Origin of the sequence: Arthrobacter pascens, assembly GCF_030816475.1 — a bacterium.
GTDB classification, from domain to species: Bacteria; Actinomycetota; Actinomycetes; order Actinomycetales; family Micrococcaceae; genus Arthrobacter; species Arthrobacter pascens_B.
Genome location: NZ_JAUSXF010000001.1, coordinates 3,408,942 through 3,425,376 on the forward strand (window position 1 = coordinate 3,408,942; position 16,435 = coordinate 3,425,376).

The 16,435-nt window shown below is 65.3% G+C and carries 13 protein-coding genes; 5 read left to right on the plus strand and 8 right to left on the minus strand.

The window, feature by feature from the left end; translation table 11 throughout:
* Positions 1–9: 9 nt before the first annotated feature.
* A complete protein-coding gene (locus tag QFZ40_RS15595; protein WP_306905531.1) occupies positions 10–363 on the minus strand; it encodes a GNAT family N-acetyltransferase in 354 nt (117 codons plus the stop codon).
* A gap of 201 nt (positions 364–564) precedes the next feature.
* Between QFZ40_RS15595 and QFZ40_RS15600 the strand changes: the two genes are divergently transcribed.
* Positions 565–891 (plus strand): DUF6457 domain-containing protein, encoded by a 327-nt coding sequence (locus QFZ40_RS15600; RefSeq protein WP_306905533.1) that lies wholly within the window; start codon positions 565–567, stop codon positions 889–891.
* Between the two features lie 104 nt (positions 892–995).
* Here the strand turns inward: QFZ40_RS15600 and QFZ40_RS15605 are convergent, their stop codons facing one another.
* A complete protein-coding gene (locus tag QFZ40_RS15605) occupies positions 996–3,308 on the minus strand; it encodes an FdhF/YdeP family oxidoreductase (protein WP_306905534.1) in 2,313 nt (770 codons plus the stop codon).
* Positions 3,309–3,535: 227 nt separating this feature from the next.
* Here QFZ40_RS15605 and QFZ40_RS15610 point away from each other — a divergent pair, with 227 nt between their 5' ends.
* The 3 genes from QFZ40_RS15610 to QFZ40_RS15620 all read left to right on the plus strand — a co-directional run bounded on the left by QFZ40_RS15610 (position 3,536) and on the right by QFZ40_RS15620 (position 10,433).
* Positions 3,536–5,308, plus strand: coding sequence for a RecQ family ATP-dependent DNA helicase (locus tag QFZ40_RS15610; RefSeq protein ID WP_306905535.1), 1,773 nt, complete (start codon positions 3,536–3,538; stop codon positions 5,306–5,308).
* 129 nt (positions 5,309–5,437) lie between these two features.
* The gene (locus tag QFZ40_RS15615) at positions 5,438–6,634 is read left to right on the plus strand and encodes a TerC family protein (RefSeq protein WP_306905536.1); all 1,197 of its coding nucleotides are present in this window, start codon (positions 5,438–5,440) and stop codon (positions 6,632–6,634) included.
* A gap of 139 nt (positions 6,635–6,773) precedes the next feature.
* Entirely contained in the window at positions 6,774–10,433 is a 3,660-nt protein-coding gene (locus QFZ40_RS15620) for a TM0106 family RecB-like putative nuclease (RefSeq protein WP_306905537.1), read from the plus strand.
* A 32-nt stretch (positions 10,434–10,465) separates the two neighbouring features.
* On the opposite strand, the gene QFZ40_RS15625 is transcribed toward QFZ40_RS15620, so the two are convergent.
* The 5 genes from QFZ40_RS15625 to QFZ40_RS15645 form a co-directional block, all read right to left on the minus strand.
* Entirely contained in the window at positions 10,466–10,780 is a 315-nt protein-coding gene (locus QFZ40_RS15625; protein ID WP_306905538.1) for an acylphosphatase, read from the minus strand.
* A 5-nt stretch (positions 10,781–10,785) separates the two neighbouring features.
* The gene (locus QFZ40_RS15630) at positions 10,786–11,331 is read right to left on the minus strand and encodes a YceI family protein (RefSeq protein ID WP_306905540.1); all 546 of its coding nucleotides are present in this window, start codon (positions 11,329–11,331) and stop codon (positions 10,786–10,788) included.
* A gap of 98 nt (positions 11,332–11,429) precedes the next feature.
* The gene (locus QFZ40_RS15635; protein WP_306905541.1) at positions 11,430–12,224 is read right to left on the minus strand and encodes an alpha/beta fold hydrolase; all 795 of its coding nucleotides are present in this window, start codon (positions 12,222–12,224) and stop codon (positions 11,430–11,432) included.
* 85 nt (positions 12,225–12,309) lie between these two features.
* A complete protein-coding gene (locus tag QFZ40_RS15640; RefSeq protein WP_306905542.1) occupies positions 12,310–13,290 on the minus strand; it encodes a pullulanase X25 domain-containing protein in 981 nt (326 codons plus the stop codon).
* 290 nt (positions 13,291–13,580) lie between these two features.
* Positions 13,581–14,642: an adenosine deaminase gene (locus tag QFZ40_RS15645; protein ID WP_306905543.1), complete on the minus strand. Its 1,062-nt coding sequence runs from the start codon at positions 14,640–14,642 to the stop codon at positions 13,581–13,583.
* A gap of 321 nt (positions 14,643–14,963) precedes the next feature.
* Between QFZ40_RS15645 and QFZ40_RS15650 the strand changes: the two genes are divergently transcribed.
* Positions 14,964–15,593 carry a transglycosylase family protein gene (locus QFZ40_RS15650; RefSeq protein ID WP_306905544.1) on the plus strand — a complete coding sequence of 210 codons (630 nt, stop codon included), beginning with the start codon at positions 14,964–14,966 and terminating at the stop codon, positions 15,591–15,593.
* 130 nt (positions 15,594–15,723) lie between these two features.
* Here QFZ40_RS15650 and QFZ40_RS15655 read toward each other — a convergent pair whose 3' ends face one another.
* Positions 15,724–16,314, minus strand: coding sequence for a hypothetical protein (locus QFZ40_RS15655; protein WP_306905546.1), 591 nt, complete (start codon positions 16,312–16,314; stop codon positions 15,724–15,726).
* Positions 16,315–16,435 lie beyond the last annotated feature (121 nt).

Genomic DNA, 16,435 nt, shown 5'->3' on the forward strand with positions numbered 1-16,435 from the left:
AGCCGGAGCCTACGCCCGCGCGCGGGGAGCCAGGGCGTCGTTCAGGAACTCCAGGTGGGCAGGCGTGGTGGCTGTGGTGCGGTCCGCATATTCGGGGTGCTTGCTGATGAACTTCTTGATGAACGGGCACACCGGCACGATCTGCAGTCCCGCTTCCACCGTCGCATCCAGCGCCACCCTGGCCAGCCTGCCCGCGAGCCCCTGGCCGCCGTATTCCTCATTGATCACCGTGTGATAGAAAATCCGCTGCGGCGCGGCACCGGCGTCGTACTCTTTGTACGCTGCCTTTCCGATCACGTTGCCGGCCACGAGCACTTCAAACCGCTCTCGTTCCGGGTTGTGGCGGATAGTGGCATCACTCATTGGGCTCTCCTTGGTTGCACCTTTTGCTACAGCCTAACGGCGTCGGAGGTGCCTGTATTTCCAAGCCCCTCCAACCGGTGCCCGGCGTCCGGGCCGGTGACTTACTCCACAATCCCTTGTATTGTCGTGGGCACCGGGCCGGGCAACCGGTAAACCCGCCCCGCCCGGTGGACATGATTGGACACGACGAAGGAGAGTGCCATGACCACTGACAACGAAGCGCGGGTCCTGGACGAGTGGAGCCACCGGCTGGCCCAGGCACTGCAGATCCTCGATCTGGAAGTGGACCAGGAACTGCTCCTCGATCTCGCCCGGAAATCTGCCGACTCAGTGATCCACGCGGCGGCACCGGTCACCACGTTCCTGGTCGGCTACGCGGCCGGACTCGACGCCGGGACGGGCAGCGCCGGCTCCAAGGAGTCCTCCAGCGCGTCTGTCGCCAAAGCCGCCGGCATCGCGTTCCAGCTCTGCGAAGACGGACACGACGGCGGTCCGGCCAGCAAGGGATGGGCCGATACCGCTCAGTAAAAGACTGGCATGGGCGGTCCGGGCCCGCATAAGCTGCGCGGCGCCGGCCCGCTCCTGCGGGTCCGGGCCCCTAAGTGTCCAAGCCGCCTGAGGTTCCAGCCCGTCTACGCGGGCGCGGGCTCCCTGGCAGGCTCCAACCGGACGATCACTGCCTTGGACACCGGCGTCTGGCTTCCCTCGGCAACGCTGTCCAGCGGGACCAGCACGTTGGCCTCAGGATAGTAGGCGGCCGCGCAACCAACCGCCGTGGGATACGAAACCACCCGGAAGTTCCTCAGCACCCGCTCCGCGTTGTCCTTGTACACGCCGTGGACATCCACGTACTGCCCGTCGCGGAGCCCCAGTTCGGCGAGGTCCCCGGGGTTCACGAAGACCACGTCGCGTCCCTTCTTGATACCCCGATAGCGATCGTTATGGCCGTAGATGGTGGTGTTGAACTGGTCGTGGGAACGCATGCTCTGCAGAATCAGCGTTCCCGCCGGGCGCTCCACATGCTCCAGCTCGTTAACCGTGAGCATGGCCTTGCCGGTGGGCGTGTTGAACGTCCGCGAATCCCGGGGCCCGTGGGGCAGCACGAAGCCGCCCTCCTGCCGGATCTTCCGGTTGTAGTCCTCGCAGCCGGCCACCACGTGCGAGATGTGGTCCCGGATGAGGTCGTAGTTCTTTTCGAACCCGGCCCAGTCGGCCTTGATCGAATCGCCCACCACTTTGCGGGCCAGCCTGCTGACGATCGCCACCTCGGACAACAGCCCCGGCGCCACCGGCCGGACCGTGCCCTGTGACGGGTGAACGGCGCAGACAGTGTCCTCCACGGATACGAACTGCGGTCCGGATTCCTGCATATCGATTTCCGTGCGGCCCATGGTCGGCAGGATCAGCGCTTCGGTGCCGGTGACAGTATGCGACCGGTTGAGTTTCGTGGAGATCTGGACCGAAAGCTCGGTGTTTTCCATCGCGGCCACGGCAGCCTGGGTGTCTGAAATGGCTCCCACGAGGTTTCCGCCGAGTCCGACGAAAACCTTGATCCCGCCGTCGCGCATCTGCCGGATGGTTTCCACAGAGTCCACGCCGTGATTCCGCGGCGGCTCAAAGCTGAACTCCCTGCTCAGGGCGTCCAGGAATGCCGGCGGCATCTGCTCCCAGATACCCATGGTGCGGTCGCCCTGGACGTTGCTGTGCCCGCGGATGGGCGAGGCACCCGCGCCGGGTTTGCCCATGTTGCCGCGGAGCAGCAGGAGGTTGATGATCTCCTTGATGGTGGCCACAGCCTTTTTGTGCTGGGTGATGCCCATGGCCCACGTGATGATGACCTTGTCCGCCTTGAGGTAGCGGGCGGCGAGCTCGTCGATCTCCTCGACACGCAGTCCGGTGGCCTCCAGGACAGCGGCCTCGTCCAGGCCGGCAAGGTGGCCCTGCAGTTCCGCGAGCCCCTGGCAGTGTTCCTCGAGGAACTGGTGGTCCAGCACTGTCCCCGGATTCTTGGCTTCGGCGTCGAGGACCCGTTTGGAAACCGCCTGGAGCAGGGCCATGTCCCCGCCGATCCGGACCTGCACGAACTGATCCGCGATCTGCGTGCCGCGGCCCACGATCCCCTTGACGTTCTGCGGGTTCTTGTACCGCATCAGCCCGGCTTCCGGCAACGGGTTTACGGCCACGATCTCGCAGCCGGCTTCCTTTGCCTCCTCCAGCGCCGTCAGCATCCGCGGGTGGTTGGTGCCCGGGTTCTGCCCCATGATGATGATCAGGTCAGCCTTCGCGAAGTCGTCGTAGGAGATGGTGGCCTTGCCGATGCCGATGGTCTGGCCCATCGCCCAGCCCGACGATTCGTGGCACATGTTGGAACAGTCGGGCAGGTTGTTGGTCCCGTACGCCCTGACGAACAGCTGGTACAGGAACGCGGCTTCGTTGGAGGTCCGGCCGCTGGTGTAGAAGGTGGCCTGGTCCGGGCTGGGCAGGCCCGTCAGCTTGTCCGCGAGGATGGAGAACGCCTGCTCCCAGCTGACCGGGCGGTAATGGTCCTCGCCCGCCGGCTTATGCACCGGCTCCGTGAGCCGGCCCTGCATGCCCAGCCAATATTCGGTCCGCTCCCGCAGTTCACTGACCGGGTGTTCCGCCCAGAACTCGGAGCCGATCACCACCGGCGTGGCCTCCCAGGTGACGGCTTTAGCGCCGTTCTCGCAGAACTCGAAGGTCTTGCGGTGGCCTGGATCCGGCCAGGCACAGCTCATGCAGTCAAAGCCGTCCTTCTGGTTCAGGGCCAGCAGGGTTTTCCGTGCCCTGTCCGGACCCATGTGTTCAATGGCGGGCTTCATCGAGTGATAGACGCCGGGGATGCCTGCGGCCCACGTCTTCGGGTGGCCGGTGACTTCGATTTTTGCCTCGTCAGGTTCTTCGACCCGCGGGTTCTTGCTCGTCACTGTGTACTCTCCTTGATCCGGGACTGCCGCCGCAGCCAGCGCCGGTGCCTGTGGAAAACAGTCACTTTCCACAGTTGTTCAGGCAGCGGTGTAAGTCAAGGACGGTGCCCGCCTCACAGCCGGCACAGGCATAAGGGCGTCGTACGACGGCGGCGGCAGGCTCGCGCTAGGCTGGTCTGGACGGGCTGAAGCAAGCGGCCACAGGACCACCTTCCGGAGCCGCCACCATGTCCGAGTCCACAGCCCCAGGTGCCGATGCACCCGGCACCGCCGATGCCCTCCGTGCACTCGCGGCTTCCGCTTTTTCCCTGCCGCAGCTCCGGAACGGCCAGCTGGCCGGAATGACGGCCCTGGTGAACGGCCGCGACGTCTTGGCCGTGATGCCCACCGGCTACGGCAAGTCGGCCATCTACCAGGTGGCCGCCGCCCACCTGCTCCGCGGCGGCGGTATCCCCGGAAGCGGGGCTGAGGAGAGCGGCACCGTAGGGACCGGCACCCGGCCTGGTCCCGCCGTCGTGGTTTCACCGCTCATCGCCCTGCAGGAAGACCAGCTGGACGGACTGACCGGGGCGCTGGGCCCGCACGCCGCCGTCGCCATTAACTCTGCACACAGCGACAGGCAGGTGGAAAACGACTGGCAGGCTGTTGAAGACGGCAGCGCCACCTTCCTCTTCCTGGCGCCGGAGCAGCTGGCCAAGCAGGAGACCGTGGAACGGCTCGCAGCCCTGGACATTGCCCTGTTTGTGGTGGATGAGGCCCACTGCGTCTCCTCCTGGGGACACGACTTCCGCCCGGACTACTTGAGTCTCGGCAGCGTCCGCGAGCGCCTGGGCGATCCGCCGGTGGCCGCGCTCACCGCCACCGCCTCGCCGCCCGTGCGGGAGGAGATCGCCGAACGGCTCCGCATGAGGAACCCGCTGATCCTGGTACACGGGTTCGACCGGCCCAACATCAGCCTGGCGGTGGTCCGGCACCAGGAGGACAAGGCCAAGCGGCGCGCCGTGGTGGAGCAGGTGACGGAACGTGCTGGCGCCGGTCCCGGGGCAGGCGGAAAGTCGCCCGGGTTGCTCTACGCCGCCACGCGCAAGGACACCGAGAAGTACGCCGCCAAGCTGGCCGGGAACGGACTGCGCGCCGAGGCGTACCACGCCGGCCGCAGGGCGGCCGACCGTGAACGGATCCACGAGCAGTTCATGGACGGCCGCCTGGACGTGGTGGTTGCCACCACCGCGTTCGGGATGGGAATCGATAAGCCCGACGTCCGGTTCGTGATCCACGCGGACATTCCGGAGTCCTTGGACGCCTACTACCAGGAGATCGGCCGGTCCGGCCGGGATGGCCGGCCCGCGGCCGCGGTCCTGCACTACCGCGCCGAGGATCTGGGCTTGCGCAAGTTTTTCGGAACCCGCGCCCCCGACGGGGAATCCCTGCTGGCCATCCTCAAAATCCTCCGCCGGGCCGACGGTCCGGTGCCCAAACCCTCGCTGGCCGAACTCACCGGCTTCCCTGCCCGGCGCGTCACCGCACTGCTCAACCAGCTGCAGGAAGCGGGTGCCCTCAAGACCGGTAAGCGGGGCGTCCGGCTCACGTCCAAAGCGAAGCTGCCCGCCCTGGTGCGCCGCGCCGTCGAGCTCGCCGAAGCCCGCCAGCGCATGGACCAGTCCCGGATCACCATGATGCGCGGCTATGCCGAGACGGACGGCTGCCGCCGTCAGTTCCTGCTGGGCTATTTCGGTGAGGACCTCCCGCAGCCGTGCGGCAACTGCGACAGCTGCCAGGCCTCGCCCAGGGACCGGGAAAGCATCGACGACGGCGTGCCCGGCGCCGTCGAGCCTGCCGAGCCGTTCCCGCTCCAGTCCGCCGTGGTCCACAACGACTGGGGACCGGGCCTGGTGATGCGGCACGAGGACGATGTGATCACGGTGCTGTTCGAGCAGGAGGGGTACAAGACACTGTCACGCACCGCGGTGCTGGAGAACGGGCTTCTAAGACGGGCGTAGGAGGTGCCCGCTGCCTCCCGGTCCCGATCAGCCCGCCCGGTAGGCTGGACACGAGTACTGAGTCGTGTGGAGGTAGGGCAGCACCACCTTTCACGGCACGCCCGTCTGCCTGCACGAAAGGCCCGCATCGTGGAAGTACCGGCTTTTGTCTGGACCCTGACCGTGACTGGAATTCTGGGCCTCCTGGCCTTCGACTTCCTGTTCCATGTGCGCAAGGCCCACACTCCTTCGCTCAAGGAATCAGCGCTGTGGTCCTCGGTCTACGTCGGGATCGCGCTCCTCTTCGGACTGGGCGTGCTGGTGTTCGGCGGGCCCACCATGGGTGCGGAGTACTTCGCCGGGTACGTCACGGAGGAGGCCCTGTCCGTGGACAACCTCTTTGTCTTCCTGATCATCCTGGCCGGCTTCCGGGTACCCCGGGCCTACCAGCAGAAGGTGCTGCTCTTCGGCATCGTCGTCTCCCTCATCGCCCGGACCGGGTTCATCTTCCTGGGCGCCGCGCTGATCAACAGCTTCGCATGGGTGTTCTACCTGTTCGGACTCATCCTGCTGATCACTGCCGGGAACCTGCTCAAGCCTGACAACCACGACGAGGAGTCCGAAGGCCTGGTGGTCCGGCTCGCCAAACGCCTGCTGCCGACGTCCCAGCATTACGACGGCGACAAGCTGTCCACAGTGGAAAACGGCAAACGCGTCCTCACCCCTATGCTTTTGGTGATGGTGGCCATCGGCGGTACCGATCTCCTGTTCGCACTCGATTCCATCCCCGCCATCTTCGGCCTGACGCAGAATGTCTTCATTGTCTTCACCGCCACGGCCTTCTCGCTGATGGGCCTGCGTCAGCTGTTCTTCCTGATCGACGGGCTCCTGGACCGCCTGATCTTCCTCTCCTACGGGCTCGCCGCCATCCTGGGCTTCATTGGAGTGAAGCTCATCCTGCACGCACTGCACGAGAACACGCTGCCCTTCATCAACGACGGCCAACACGTGAACGTGGTGGAGGTCAGCACAGGAGCGTCCCTGGCCGCGATCCTGGCTGTCCTGGCGGTCACCATCCTGGCCTCCGTCTTCAGCCCGAAGGGCAAGGCCAAGAACGCTGTATCCAGCGCCAGGCGGCACGCCATCGAGTACCTGGACCTCAACTACGAAACGGACATGGCCGAGCGGGACAAGATCTTCGCCAGGATGTGCCGGGAAGAGGATCAGATCCGCAAGCTCCCGGAGAAGTACAAGAGGCTCATCCGCAACGAGACGGAATTCGTGAACCTGCTGCGCAGCGCCCACACCGAGCATGACAAAGCCCAGGTGCGGGCGGCGCAGGGCTAGCGCAACGCGGGGTCACTTAACGCCCCTCCGGACGCCTCCGAAGGGCCTTAAGTGACCCCGCGTTGTCAGTGCTTGTTGCTAGATTCAAGTCAGGGCCAGGGGAACCGTCCTCCGGCCAGGCTTTCAATGGGGAGGCCCCATGTTCCTGCTTGATCCTGCTTGTACTGATCCTCACTCGAGCGCGCCTGACCTGGTGTTCTCCGCCAGCGATCTTGTAGCCGCCAGCGAGTGTGAGTACCGCACGCTCCGCATTCTGGATGAGAAGCTTGGACGCTCCCCCAAGGCGGAATTTCCCGACGACGAAATGCAGCGCCGTGCCGGAGCTCTCGGTGACAAGCACGAGGCCAAGGTCCTGGCCAGCCTGATCACCCGGTACGGCGCCTGGGATGCGGGCCGCGGCGGGGGCGTCTATTCCATCGAACGCGGACAGAACGTGCGCTCGGACCTGCTCGCCAAGCAGGCTGAAACCGAGCTCGCCCTCCGTGCGGGAGCGGATGTGGTTTTCCAGGCTACTTTTTTTGACGGCGAGTTCCTGGGCTACGCGGACTTCATCGTCAACGAGGCAGCCGGCACGGGCAACCCGGGGCGTTATGAGGTGTGGGACACCAAGCTGGCCCGGCACGCCAAAGTCGGAGCGCTCCTGCAGCTGGCCGCGTATGGCGACCAGCTGATCGGGATGGGCTTGGAGCCCGCACCGAAGGTCACCCTGGTGCTGGGCGCCGTGCAGGACGGCGAGTACGTATGCAGCGTCCATTCGCTCACGGATCTTCTCCCGGTCTTCCGCGAGCGCCGTGACCGCTTCCGCTCGTTGGCCGGCACCCATCGTGGCGGCGATTCCCCGGTTCAGTGGCGGCAATCGGGAATCACGTACTGCGGCCGGTGCCCCTATTGTGCTGAGCAGGTCCAGTCCCACCACGACCTCCTCATGGTCGGGGGCATGACCTTGGGCCGGCGCAAGAAGCTCCTCGCGGACGGCATCACTACCATCGAGGAACTGGCAGACCTCCCCGCCGGCCGGGCCGCCGGTTCACTGGCCAGGCTCCGCGACCAGGCCCGGATGCAGCTGGGACGTGACATCCCCGACGGTTCCCGGACCTTCATTAAGGATGGCCAAGAGCACACTGTTACCTTCAAGGTGCTGCCCGAGAACGCCCTGGCGAGCATTCCGGCGCCAAGCCCCGGCGACATCTTTTTCGACTTCGAAGGAGACCCGCTCTGGCAGGACCCCGCGACCGGTAAGTGGGGACTGGAATACCTGTTCGGCGTGATCGAGGCGCCGGTCGCCGGGGCCGATCCTGCTGGCCCGGTGGTGTTCCGGCCGTTTTGGGCTCACTCGCGATCGGAGGAGCGGCAGGCCTTCCTGGACTTCCTCGCCTATGTCGAAGCCCGCCGCGCCCGCTACCCGGACATGCATGTCTATCATTACGCCGCCTACGAGAAAACCGCGCTCCGGAACCTGTCGGTCACTCACCTGGCGGGCGAGGATATCGTCGATGACTGGCTCCGCGAAGGAGTCCTCGTGGACCTCTACGCGGTTGCAAGGCATTCCCTGCGGATCTCCGAACCGTCCTACTCCATCAAGAAGCTCGAGCCCCTGTACATGGGAGACAACCTCCGCTCCGGTGATGTGAAGGATGCCGGCGCCTCAGTGGTCGCTTACGCGGGCTATTGCGCGGCCCGGGACGACGGCGACTCTGCCAGGGCTGCCGAAATCCTCGCCTCCATCTCCGACTACAACGAGTACGACTGCCTTTCCACCCTCCGCCTCCGTGACTGGCTGCTGGGGCTGCGCGGGTCCGGACCTTCCGCCAGTTCCCGTCCGGGCGGAAAGCACGACGACGGCGCGCTCCTGCCGCGGCAGGTTGCGGCAGCCGACGCTGAAGCCACCGTTGAGGAAGCCACCGCGGAGGAGGTCCGGCTCCGGGAGTACCTGGACGGCCTCCCGGACACTCGCCCCTGGACCAACGACGAGCGGGCCGTGGCCATGGTTGCTGCTGCCACCGGATACCACCGGCGGGAGCGGAAGCAGTTCTGGTGGGAACACTTCGACCGCACCGAATCCGAACTGGATAACTGGTCCGACCACCGAAACGTCTTCGTCGTTGATACCGCCGAAATCCTCACGGACTGGACACTGGCCAGGCCCAAAGTCAGGATGCGCACCCGCACCCTGAGGCTGAGCGGGACCATGAGCGAAGGCTCCGACTTCAGGCCCGGCAGCACCTGGTGCCGGCTCTATGATGCCCCGGTACCGGACGGCCTCCAGGACCCGCAGGGCAACCACTCTGCCCGCGGCTTCGCGTTCGGCACGCTGGTCACCGAGGTGAAGGACCATCCTGACATTCCAGGCCGGACCATCATCACCATCGAGGAAAAGGAGACGGGCAAGGTCCCTGCCTACCCGCATATCCCCCTCGCCCTGACCGAGGATGAGCCGGTCCGCACCGCCAGCATCGAGGCAGCCCTCGCCGAGCTGGCCCAGAGGGTGGGCGCCTCCGTGCCCCGCCTCCCCGAACACCCCGGGGTGGACATCCTCCGCAAGATTCCGCCACGGTTCCGCTCGCTCCCGGCCCCTGCCGCCGCCGAAATCAACGCGGACCCGGGATCCGTCCCGGACTACGCGTCAGCAATCACCGCCTCCTTGTTGGATCTCGACCACTCCTACCTGGCTGTGCAGGGACCTCCGGGAACGGGCAAGACGCACGTCGGCTCGCAGGTGATCGCCCTGCTGGTCGCCCACGGCTGGAAGATCGGCGTCGTCGGCCAGTCTCACAACGTGGTGGAGAACATGCTGTGCACGGCCATCAAAACGGCGGGCGTGGATCCCGCGCGCGTGGCCAAGAAACTGTCCGCCCCGCATGAGGTGCCGTGGCGGCAGACGACGGACAAGGACGTCGCCGCGCTGCTCGCCAGCCAGGGCGGCTGCCTGATCGGTGGTACCGCCTGGACCATGACGGGGAGCTCAGTTCCGGCCGGCTCCCTCGACCTGCTGGTGATCGACGAGGCCGGCCAGTTCTCGCTCGCCAACACCCTGGCAGTGGCCCGGGCGGCCAATCGGCTCCTGCTCCTAGGCGACCCGCAACAGCTTCCCCAGGTCACGCAGGGCTCCCATCCTGAACCCGTTGATGAGTCCGCCCTGGGCTGGCTCGCCGCCGGCCACGCCACGCTTCCCGATGAGTTGGGCTATTTCCTGGCGGACAGCTGGCGGATGCACCCGGAACTGTGCCGTGCAGTGTCCGTCCTGAGCTACGACGGCAAGCTGGAATCCGCCCCCGCAGCATCCCTCCGCAGCCTGGCCGAGCTGCCCCCGGGGGTGGATACGGTCTTCGTAGAACACAGCGGGAACACCACCTGCTCCAGCGAAGAGGCAGCCGAAATTGTCCGGCAGGCACAGAGGCACATCGGGCTGAAATGGATCCCCGACGGCGATAAGCCGGCGCGGCCGCTCACCCCGGAGGACATCCTGGTGGTGGCCGCCTACAACGCGCAAGTCCAGCTGATCCGGCAAGCCTTGGGAAGGGCCGGACTTGACGGTGTCCGGGTGGGCACGGTGGACAAGTTCCAAGGGCAGCAGGCTCCCGTGGTGCTCGTTTCCATGGCGTGCTCGGCAGTCGCCGAGGCCCCGCGGGGAGCCGATTTCCTGCTCAACCGAAACAGGATCAACGTCGCAGTCTCACGCGGCCAGTGGCGCGCTGTGTTGGTGCGCTCCCCTGAACTGACCAACTACATGCCCGCCAAGCCCGCGGCCCTGGAGGAACTGGGCGCTTTCATTGGCCTAAGTCCCCGGGAACAGCACTGAAACGGTGCGGCATGAGGGCCGGAGAGAGCGGGTCAGCGGGCCCTGAACCTGCGGAAGTTCCCTTCGGCGGCGGAGATGGTGTCCTCCACGCGCTCCACCCGGCCTGGAGTATTCCCTGAATTCAGCCACTCCCGGAACTCCTGGATCCGCCGGCGCGGTCCTTCGGCAACCACATCCACCGAGCCGTCGGCGAGGTTCTCCACAGTCCCCGTCAGTCCCAGTTCCTCAGCCTTACCCATCGTCCAGAAGCGGAAACCCACGCCCTGTACCATGCCGAAGACGCGGGCAGAGAGCCGGACATCATCGGTTGCTGGGACATCATCGCTTGCTGGGACATCGGAGCTCATGGGCGTCAGGACTGCTTGACCAACGCTGCTTCGACGTTGATCTTCACTTTGTCGCTGACCAGCAGGCCGCCGGCTTCCAATGTCGCGTTCCAGGTCAGCCCGAACTCTTTCCGGCTGATTTCCGCCTCGGCTGAGAACCCTGCACGGGTGGCACCGAACGGGTCAACGGCGACGCCGGTAAATTCGACTTCCAGCTCTACTGGTTTGGTGATTCCCTTGATCGTGAGGTCGCCGGTAAGGGTGTAGTCCTCGCCGTCGCCCTCCACCGACGTGGCCCGAAAGGCCATCTCGGGGTAGTGCTCCACATCGAAGAAGTCCGCGCCGCGCACGTGCGCATCCCGGTTGGCGTCTCCGGAATCGAAGCTGGCCGTCCTGACCGTCGCGTGGAGCGAAGCATCCGCCAACGACTGGCCGATCCGGGCTTCTGCGCTGGCCTCTGTAAAGCGGCCGCGGACCTTGCTGATGCCGGCGTGGCGGACACTAAAGCCAATCTCACTGTGCGACATATCCAGGGTCCATACGCCGGGAGTGAGGCCTGAAGGAAGAGTCATGGTGCATCTCCTGAGTCGGTGAAAACCGGTCACAGCGACCAGATCCACAGTGCTGCAGCGGGCTGCCCAAGTCAAGGTTCGCGGAGCGCACTCTGGGGCTAGGCGGGCAGCGCGTGCAGGAACCGGCGGACCTCTGCGTTGAAGGCCTCCGGCGCTTCACACTGGGCCAAGTGCCCGACGTCGGGAATCACCGCCAGCTCAGAATCGCGGATGTTCCGGTGCATCTCGTTGGCGACGTCCACGGGAGAACGGACATCCTCCGCCCCGTAGAGCAGCAGCGTGGGCACCGTGATGGCGGGCAGTACGTCCCTGTAATCGGACCGGCCCATGGCATTGAGCATCGCGCGCATTCCTGCCGGGTGGAAGTCCGCGATGATTGCAGCCGCCTCCTCCAGGAGGGCAGGATCCGCCCGCTCCGTTAGCAGCGTGGGCAGCCAGTCCTGGATGAAAGCCTCAGCCGGCTGTTCAAGCTCCGCAGTGATTTGGGCGATACGCCGCTCCACCTCCTCGGGCGGCAAGGACCCGGCCCAACCTGCGTAGGCAGAAGCCAGCACCAGGGAGGCGGCCGCCTCCGGATGGCCTTTATAGAGTTCAAGGGCAACGCACGACCCCCAGGAGAAACCGAGCACGTGCGGTTTCCCGGCCACGGTTGCCCGTAGGAAACCAGCCAGGGCATCACCGAAGTCACGCCCGGTCAGCTCCGGGGGCGGATCATCCGACTGACCGCACCCCGGCGCATCCCATGCGATGACAGTGAACTCGTCCGAGAGCCCGTCCAGCTGGCGCCGCCAGATGCGGCTGTCCTCGTAGGCGCCATGAAGCAACACCAGCGGCGGGCCTGCGCCAGCCCGCTGATAGGCGATGCGCAGGCCTGCAACCTCCACGGAGTCCATATCCAATTCTAGGACTGCCCAATTTCAGGAGGGCCGGATTCCATGACTCCCGATTCCAGGACTCCGCGGCGGTCGCATCAGCGGATCAGTTGATGGTGATGTCCCGCGTTCGGTGGTCGTAGCGGATGGTGACGGAGCCGCCGTCGTGGTGCAGTTCGTGGTTGGGCCCGTCGAAGGTGCCGAACGCGCCGTAATTCTCTTCCCACGAGCGGTTCAGGGCGATCTTGAACGTGTAGTACCCGGCAGGCAACTCAGCGTTGATCTTCCACAGCTGGTCCAGGGAGTCGAGTTCCAGCTGGGCCTCGTCATACTGCGGTGCCCAGTTCTCCGGTGCGCCCAGGATCGTGTTGAAGTCGCCGGCCACGGCCACTGCTTCAGGCTGCGGGAAGGTCTCGACGTCGCTGGCAACGGCTGGCGCCGTCCCGTTGGTCGCTGCCGTCTCCGCCTTCGCCTTGGGGGCAGTCTTCCGAGTCCGTACCGCCTTGACGACGGGCTCCACCACGTCCTCGATCAGTTTTGCGGCCTTGCCGACGGCGTCGGCCGCTTTCTTGGCCGGCGCTTTTTTGGCCGGGGTCTTCTTGGCTGCCTCCTTCACGCTGCCCTCCTTGGGAGCGGGAGTCGTTGCCGTGGCCGCCCCGGCGTTTGCGACGGCTGCTGCCGTGCTGGCTGCAGCTGCCTTGTAAGGCACAAAGTTAGCCGGGGCCGCCGGAACCGGAAGGTCTGCCGGGACCGGTGTGCCGGCGTCGAGCGCTGCCGCAAAGGCGTCTGCATCGGGGAAGGCGACAGTGGCACGCATGCCGTCATCGGTGATGGTCCAGCCGGAACGGCCCTTGACCAGCCAGCCGGCCTTGACCAGCTTGGCCGTGGCCGATGTAAGCGTTTTGTGTCCGCGGGGGATGCCGCCGCTCAGCAGCTCGGCCTCGTGCGGGCTGAACGGAACGCGGGCCGTGGCTTCCGCGAGCACTTCACCAGCGTTCAACGAATCACCGGTCCACGCGCCTTCGGTCAGGACATCCAGCACTGTCTTGAGTCGAAGGTAGGTGTTTTCTGCGATGGACGTGGCCATGGTTCCCCTTTTTGTAAAGCGATCGGTCTCTCAGCATCTTGCCAAGAGCAGGTAAATCCCGCGACTCTGACAGGTAAATTCCGCGTGTCGCGACGGACTATGACGGGGATTTTACTGAAAGTGAGGCCGGAGTCTCGGCTATCGGGCTGTCTGCTCAACCCTGAAGCGCTGGAATGGGTGCCGCAGGGCTTCTCCCCAGACACGCTTGCCGCACCAGTGTAACCGGATGTTGAAGACCATGCGCGGACTGAGTGTGCTGGCCGACCCATAACCCGCGGGGAGAGTAGAAACTAGATGTCGTTAAGCTCCTTCAAGAGCTCGGCTTTCCGTTCCTCCGAGGCGAAGGAGGAATGAATGGAGTTGGCGGCGAGGCGGGCACGGTCAAACTCGGACAAGGCGAACACCGCATTCAATTGGGCAAAGTTGTCATCCACGTACCCGCCGAAATACGCCGGGTCATCGGAGTTGACGGACACATTCAGCCCTGCCGCGAGCATGGCGGGCAACGGGTGGTCCGCCAGGGTGTCCACGGCGCGGAGCCTGACGTTGGAGAGAGGGCAGACGGTCAACGGAATCCGGTCCTCCACGAGCCGTTCCACCAGTTCCGGATCCTCCATGCATCGGATTCCGTGGTCGATCCGTTCCACGCCCAGGATGTCCAGCGCATCGATGATGTACGACGGCGGTCCCTCCTCTCCTGCATGGGCGGTCAGCCGAAGGCCGGCTTCGCGGGCCCTGCCGAACAGCCGCTCGAACTTGGCCGGAGGGTTTCCCACTTCCGCCGAATCAAGGCCGATCGCGGCGATGGGCGCATTCATGGCCAAAAGACTGTCCAGGACTCCGAGAGCAGCCTCCTCAGGCAGATCACGAAGGAACGCGGCAATCAACAATGTGGAGATGCCGAATTCCTGAACAGATGTTGCCAGGGCGGACGCCACCCCGTTGACACAAGTCTCCAGGGAGATGCCGCGCGAGAGATGCGCCTGCGGGTCCATCATGATTTCGGCGTGCCGCACCCCGGCGGCGGCAGCACGGGCAAGGTACGCGCGGGTCATGTCGGCGAAATCCTGTTCCGTCTGCAACACGGCCATATTGGCGTAGTAGAGGTCCAGGAAGGACTGGAGGTCGGTGAACTCGTACAGTCCGCGCAGTTCCTCCAGCCCCGCGTACGGCAACTCCATCCCGTTGCGCTCCGCCAGTTCGAAGATCAGTTCCGGCTGCAACGTGCCTTCGATGTGGAGGTGCAGCTCGGCCAATGGCAGCGGCCGCAACGCCTCTCCCGCCGCGGCCAATGCGCCGGCGTCGCCCAGGACTTCAGGATGAGTGGGGTCAGGGTTCTGCGTCGGTTCCATCTGGCAAGAATATGCCTGGCCGGACGATGGCGCGCGCCCTCCCGTGCGGACTCCGGGCCCGGGGCAGGTCCAGCCGGGCGGCCCGGGCATCCCAACTGCCCGGCAGCACTATGGAAGCATCTCGGTTTGATAACGACGCGTGGATGACCTAGCGTGATGAACGTGCCCGCGACGCGGGACAACGAATGCCCGGTGCTGCCTCCACCAGAACTGCCCGGCCGGCAGACACCGTATTGACCTCTAATTGTCAGGGGCGGGCAGTGGCGCGACGACCTCCGGGGACGGACCGAGCGCAGGTGGCCTTCAGGAGCATCGCATCCCATGAAAAACACCACAATCCGTACTTCAGCGCGCCGCGGAGTTACTCTTGCCGCCGTTTCCGTGGCAGGCCTGGCGCTCTCGGCCACGGCCGCCAATGCGACCACCGGCACGTCCACCTGGGACTCTTTGGCACAGTGTGAAAGCGGCGGCAACTGGGCCACCAACACCGGAAACGGCTATACCGGCGGCCTGCAGTTCAGCGACAGCACGTGGGCAGCTTATGGCGGTACCGGCTCGGCCGCGAATGCCAGCCGGGACCAGCAGATTGCCGTGGCCGAGAAGGTCCAGGCATCTCAGGGGTGGGGAGCATGGCCCTCCTGCGCCGCCCAGCTTGGCCTGAGCGGAGGAGCGACGGCGGTGGCACCGCAGAGTGTCCCTGTCCAGATCCCCCAGACCCCGGTCCCTCAGGTACCTGTTACGCAGGCGCCGGCTGTATCTGCTCCGCAGCATGCTGCACCCGTGCCCTTGAGCGGTGAGACCTACACGGTGGAGCCGGGTGACACCCTCAGCATCGTGGCGGAGAAGCTTGGCGTCGAGGGCGGATGGGAGCGGCTGGCGGATGCCAACCTGGACACCGTTGCGAACCCGAACCTGGTGTTCGCCGGGCAAGTCCTGCAGCTGCCCGCCTAGGCTTCCCTCTTTTTTCCAAGCACTTCACGCATAAACTTTCCACATAACAACGACGCCGGAGCGTCCCCTCGATGGGGCGCTCCGGCGTCGTAGTTATATCTGGAAGCGGGATGCGGTGTGTGGCGGTCCGTCAGGCCGCAACCGGAAGTTCGCGGACGATCCGCACCTTCCACGAAGTGTCGTCGCTCGTATCCAGCAGGGCCACGGTTCCGTGGGCGACGTTGACAGCTACCCGCTTGACCGCCAGCAGTTCGAGGTACAGGTGCTCGTTCATCCGGCTTGGGGTATCGATCATGTACTTCATGGCATCGCGGACCTTGCGGTAGTTCGCGCTGCGTTCGCGGTGCAGATGAAGCTCCAGCATCTGGGCCTGGCGGACCTTGGGCTCGTGCTTGTTGAGCCAGGACACCGCCGCGTGTACGCCAACAACCAAGGCAAGGGAGACCGCATAAATCCACCAGCCGCTGGTCATGAGGAACAGCGGCAGGTTCCCGATGGCGACAATCGCAATGATGACGCGCAGGGCGGCGATCTTGCGCAACGTCAGCGCCACTGAGGCCAAGGCGGCGCGGAAACGGTGCTGGTCCTTGCGCGCTGCTGCCGGGTCGAGGGTAAATTCGTCGAGGACCAGAATGCCGTTGGCCTCCGGGGCGAGCATCTGCCCGAACTTGGGCGTGAAAGTCTTCGTGATGCCGGGGGTCAGCTCAGGTGTGGTTGTCATTGAATGCTTCCAGGAGGCGGGGGTGGTTTCGGTTATCTTAGTGGTTGAGCCATAGCCATGTATGCATAGGTCCAATATGTGAACACCATAGTGCGGGAGCATGTGGCCGCGGGCACTGCAA